Source organism: Kitasatospora sp. NPDC058406, assembly GCF_042722765.1.
Classification (GTDB): domain Bacteria; phylum Actinomycetota; class Actinomycetes; order Streptomycetales; family Streptomycetaceae; genus Kitasatospora.
In genome coordinates this window covers 1-4522 of record NZ_JBHXKE010000417.1, presented here as the reverse complement: position 1 = coordinate 4522, position 4522 = coordinate 1, and the positions used below count along the sequence as shown (strand labels likewise).

At 74.0% G+C, this 4522-nt stretch carries 4 protein-coding genes and 1 pseudogene; 4 read left to right on the top strand and 1 reads right to left on the bottom strand.

Translation table 11 applies throughout. From position 1 onward, the window contains the following. Together ACFWOG_RS39775 and ACFWOG_RS39770 are read left to right on the top strand one after the other, a co-directional pair. Positions 1 to 183 (top strand): annotated as a pseudogene (locus tag ACFWOG_RS39775) (ABC transporter permease); the annotation flags it as partial. Between the two features lie 379 nt (positions 184 to 562). Then, complete coding sequence (locus tag ACFWOG_RS39770; protein WP_380364526.1) at positions 563 to 1951, top strand: TolB family protein; 1389 nt, start codon at positions 563 to 565, stop codon at positions 1949 to 1951. Positions 1952 to 2073: 122 nt separating this feature from the next. Here ACFWOG_RS39770 and ACFWOG_RS39765 read toward each other — a convergent pair whose 3' ends face one another. Then, a complete protein-coding gene (locus ACFWOG_RS39765; RefSeq protein WP_329881393.1) occupies positions 2074 to 2760 on the bottom strand; it encodes an NAD(P)H-dependent oxidoreductase in 687 nt (228 codons plus the stop codon). 90 nt (positions 2761 to 2850) lie between these two features. Here ACFWOG_RS39765 and ACFWOG_RS39760 point away from each other — a divergent pair, with 90 nt between their 5' ends. Both ACFWOG_RS39760 and ACFWOG_RS39755 read left to right on the top strand, forming a co-directional pair. Next, the gene (locus ACFWOG_RS39760; protein WP_380364524.1) at positions 2851 to 3312 is read left to right on the top strand and encodes a MarR family winged helix-turn-helix transcriptional regulator; all 462 of its coding nucleotides are present in this window, start codon (positions 2851 to 2853) and stop codon (positions 3310 to 3312) included. A 210-nt stretch (positions 3313 to 3522) separates the two neighbouring features. Further along, positions 3523 to 4428, top strand: a complete 906-nt coding sequence (locus ACFWOG_RS39755) for a class I SAM-dependent methyltransferase (protein ID WP_380364522.1) — start codon at positions 3523 to 3525, stop codon at positions 4426 to 4428. The last annotated feature ends 94 nt before the right edge of the window (positions 4429 to 4522 follow it).

Sequence of the window (4522 nt, the reverse complement as noted above, 5' to 3'; positions counted from 1 at the left end):
GGCAAGGGCGGCATCGGCGGCACCCTCCTCGCCGTCGCCCTCCTCGGCTGCCTCGAAAACGGCCTCACCGTCCAAGGCATCAACTCCTTCTGGCAGAACGTCGCCCAAGGCGCCCTCCTCGTCGCCGCCGTCGTCATCCAGCAACGCCGCAACGGCGAACGCGCCGTCGGACTCCCCGCCTGATCAGCGCCCCGTGACCGGCGGTGCGGTCGCCGAGCCTCGGCCGTACCGCCGCGCGCTGCCCGGTCCGGCGGGGCCGGGCAGCCGCCCGTCCGCCCGAGCCCCGCGCCGGCAACTGATGCGTGCGGTCGTCCTCGCCCTGACCAGGCTGTGCGCGCCCGCGATGCGCGAGCGCGGATGGGGCCGTGTGGTCAACCTCGCCTCAGTGCGACGTGCGGGTCGGTCACGTCCGCCCGAACCCCCGAGCTGACGAGGCGTCACGGGCACGTTCTTTTACGGACAATCGTCCACCGGGGCGTTGACCGCCCACCCGCCCTGGCTATTGGCTCAGGGGGCCCGCCGGCCAACGAGGCCCGGGGGTAAGCCCGTTCGGGAGGACCTCATGTTCGCACCGCACCGCGCCCGATCCCTCACCGCCGCCGGCGCGTGCGCGGTGGCCGCCGTTCTCACGGCAGCCACCGCAGGGCCCGCCACGGCTCGCCCCGCCTCCGCACCACCGCGCGTCGAACGGATCAGCCAGGCCCCCGGCGGGGCACAGGCCGACGGCGACTCCTACCTCGGCGCGCTCTCCGCCACCGGCCGCTACGCCGTCTTCACCTCCGACGCGGCCAACCTGGTGGCCGGCGACACCAACGGCGACTCCGACGTCTTCGTCCGCGACCTGCTCACCGGGCGGACCGAGCGCGTCAGCGTCGCCGACGACGGCGCCCAGGCGACCGGCACCTCCTCGGGGGCGGCGATCAGCGCCGACGGCCGCTACGTCGCCTTCGCCTCGGACGCCCCCGACCTGGTGCCCGGCGACACCAACGGCACCTTCGACGTGTACGTCCGCGACCGGGTCGCCGGGCACACCGAGCGGATCACCGCCGGCGACCCGTCCCGGCCCCAGACCGGCGGCACCGACACGCCGGTGATCAGCTGGGACGGCCGCTACGTCGCGTTCGCCTCCGGCCGAAGCGATCTGGTCCCGGGCGACACCAACCGCGTCGCCGACATCTTCGTGCACGACCGCCGCACCGGCACCGCCCGGCGGGCCAACGTCGCCGACGACGGAACCCAGGCCGGGAGCCCGGCCCGGCACCCCGCGCTCAGCGCCGACGGCACCCGCATCACCTTCATCTCCCGCGACAGCCTCGCCCCGGCCCCCGAGGACGGCCCGGAGGAGGACCTGGCGGAGGACCCGGCGGACGGCGGTGGCGCGCAGATCGCCAAGCCCCGGACCTACCCGCTGTACGTCCACGACCTGCGGACCGGCAGAACCCGCCCCGCCAGCATCGGCCCCGACGGCAAGAAGTACGGCGCCCTCGACGGCGGACTGAGCCCCGACGGGCGCTACGCGCTCTTCAGCTCCTACACGTCCATGGTCACCGGCTACACCCATCCGCAGATCTTCGTCCGCGACCTCCTCACGGAGACCACCGCCCTGGTCAGCACGGCCCACGACGGCGCGCCCGGCGCCGGGGACGGCCAGTCCCACTCCCCCGTGATGACCGCCGACAGCCGCCGGGTCTACTTCGCCTCGGCGGCCGCCAACCTGGTGCCCGGCGACACCAACGGCGTCGGCGACGTCTTCCGCCGTGACCTGTGGACGGGCCGGGTCGAGCGGGTCGCGCCGTCCGCCGACGGCTCCGAGTCGGCGGTCGAGTCGGACGGACCGTCCATCGACGCGCTCGGTACGTCGGTGATGATCGCGTCCGCCGACACCCCCCTGATACCCGGGGACACCAACCAGCACCAGGACGTCTTCCTGCGCCGCCTGCCCCTGTTCTGAGCCGACCGGTCGACCCTGCCGCCGACGGCTTCCGGGCCCTCGCCCGCATCGGCGGCGGGCGCCGCGCCGGGCGCCGGGGCCGGCCCGCACGGAGCGTCGCGCCCCCGGCCCCGGCGGCCCGTTCAGCGGCCGGGGGGCGCGGCCTCCCGGCCGTGCGTTCCGGGGTCCGCGGAGCCGCGGGTCGGGGCGAGGGCGGCGAACCGCTTCTCGGTGTCGAGGAGCATCTGCCGGCGCTCCTCCGGGGTCCGCCGGGTGACGCGGTCGAAGTTGACCCACCGCAGGCCCTTGACGCCGATCTTGCCGAAGGTCCCCTTGAAGAGGATCTTGGTCAACGGGTCGCGGTACCACCAGCGGTAGGCCCTGTCCGGGGTGGTCATGACGGACAGGACCGTGACCCCCTGCAGCCGCGGCAGCAGGTTGCGGAACGGGCTGCCCTTGGCCTCGGGCCGTTCGGCGAACACCACGCCCTTGGTGAGCACCCGGTCGAGGAACCCCTTGGTGGCCGCGGGCATCGCCTCCCACCACACCGGGAACGCGAACACCAGGTGGTCGGCGGCCAGCAGGCGGTCCTGGTAGTCGCGCACCTGCGGGTCTGTCGCGGCGCCCTGCCGCCACGCGACGAGGTCCTGCCGAGTCATCACCGGCGAGAACCCGTCGGCGGCCAGGTCGATCAGGTCCACGTCGTGCCCCGCCGCGGTGGCGCCCCGGACGGCAGCGGCGGCGACGGCGGCGGTGAAGCTGCGCTGGTGCGGAACGTTGTCGGCCGAGGCGAAGGTGTACGGGTGGTCGAGGACCATCAGAACGCGCATGCGGTACTCCGGAGGAAGAGGAAACCGTTTCGCCAGCAACGGTTGCAGTCAGAACCGTCGCCTGTCAAACGAATGGGCTACCCTGACCCCATGAACAAGCCGATGCCGGACGATCTGGCCACGCTCTGGTATCTCACCCGCCGGGTCGCGGGCCTGATGGACCGTGCCGGCGAGGCGCTCTTCCAGCAGGAGCTGGGCATCTCCCTGGCACAGTTCCTCGTGCTCTCCGTCATCGACGCCCACCCCGGACCGCTCAACCAGCAGCAGGTGGCAGACCGGCTCGGCCTGACCAAGGGCACCGTCAGCCGCCAGATCGACCACGCGGTCTCCGCCGGACTGGTCGCGGTCCGGCCGTCCCCGCACAGCCGCCGGGAGAACGCCGTCCTCCTCACCCCGGCCGGCACCGATCTGGTCCGACGCGGCGACACGGCCCTGCACCGGGACCGCACGGCGTTCCTGCCGCGCCTCGACCCGGACGACGTGCACGCCGCGATCCGTGTCCTGTCGGCCATAAACGACGCCCTCAGCCCCGCCCACGGTGCGCACCGCTGAGGCCCCGCCCCGGTACTGACCACCGGATGCCCGCCGGCATCCGTGGACCCGACCACGACGAGGGCGCGCCCGGAGGGGAATACCCCAGGATTCACCCGTTCCAGTGAATCCGGCGGGCTCCCCGGCCGGGAGGCAGGCGCCGCGCGGACAGTGGGAGAGACGCGGGGAGCTTCGACCCAGGGGTCTCGACACCCGCCCGAGGGAGGACGCATGGTCGACGCAGCGCGTCGGGGCACAGGTACGGACGGCGTGAAGGGGGGCATCGGCATCACCGCGCTCCTGGTCGCCGCAGCGCGGGCGATCGAGACCCACCGGCACGACAGCCTCGCCCGCGACGACTACGCGGAGCACTTCGTCCGCGCCGCACCGGCGTCCGCGGCGTGGCCCGTCCGCCTCCACGAGGTGCCGGAAGGCGACGCGAACCCGCTGTGGGGGCGTTTCGCCCGGTACTTCGGCCTGCGGACGAAGGTCCTCGACGACTTCCTCCTCCGGTCGGCGCACGCGGGGGCCCACCAGGTGGTCCTGCTCGGGGCGGGGCTCGACACCCGGGCGTTCCGGCTCGACTGGCCGCCCGGCTGCGTGGTCTTCGAGATCGACAGGGAGGGCGTGCTGGCGTTCAAGCACGATGTGCTCGACGGGCTGGCGACCACCCGGAAGGCGGCGCGCGTACCGGTCCCGACGGACCTGCGCGCCGACTGGGTCGGCGCCCTGACCGGGGCCGGCTTCGACGCGTCGGCGCCGAGCGTCTGGCTCGCCGAGGGGCTGCTGTTCTACCTGCCCGCCGCGGCCGAGACGTACCTCATCGACACGGTGGACCGGTTGAGTCCGGGGGGTAGCGCCCTGGCCTTCGAGGTCAAGCTGGAGAAGGACCTGCTGGCCTACCGCGACAGCCCGATCTACACGTCGACGAAGCACCAGATCGGCATCGACCTGCTCAGCCTGTTCGACGGCGGGCCCCGGCCCGACTCCGCGGGCCGGCTGACGGGCAAGGGCTGGTCGACGTCGGTCCACACCCCCTTCGACTTCACCCGCCGCCACGGGCGCGGCCCGTTGCCCGAGCAGAACGACGCGTTGGCGGGCAACCGGTGGGTGTTCGCGAACAGGCCCCGCACGTAGGGCCGCGCACCGGCCCCGCCGGCCGGACCACCGCGCGACGGGCCGCCGTCCGACGCCGGGCCGCCGCTTGACGACGGACCGCCGTCCCACGACG

Excerpts from the sequence above, each read along its gene's own strand:
- ACFWOG_RS39770 (WP_380364526.1), top strand. The coding sequence starts at position 563 with ATGTTCGCACCGCACCGCGCCCGATCCCTCACCGCCGCCGGCGCGTGC.
- ACFWOG_RS39765 (WP_329881393.1), bottom strand. The coding sequence starts at position 2,760 with ATGCGCGTTCTGATGGTCCTCGACCACCCGTACACCTTCGCCTCGGCC.
- ACFWOG_RS39760 (WP_380364524.1), top strand. The coding sequence starts at position 2,851 with ATGAACAAGCCGATGCCGGACGATCTGGCCACGCTCTGGTATCTCACC.
- ACFWOG_RS39755 (WP_380364522.1), top strand. The coding sequence starts at position 3,523 with ATGGTCGACGCAGCGCGTCGGGGCACAGGTACGGACGGCGTGAAGGGG.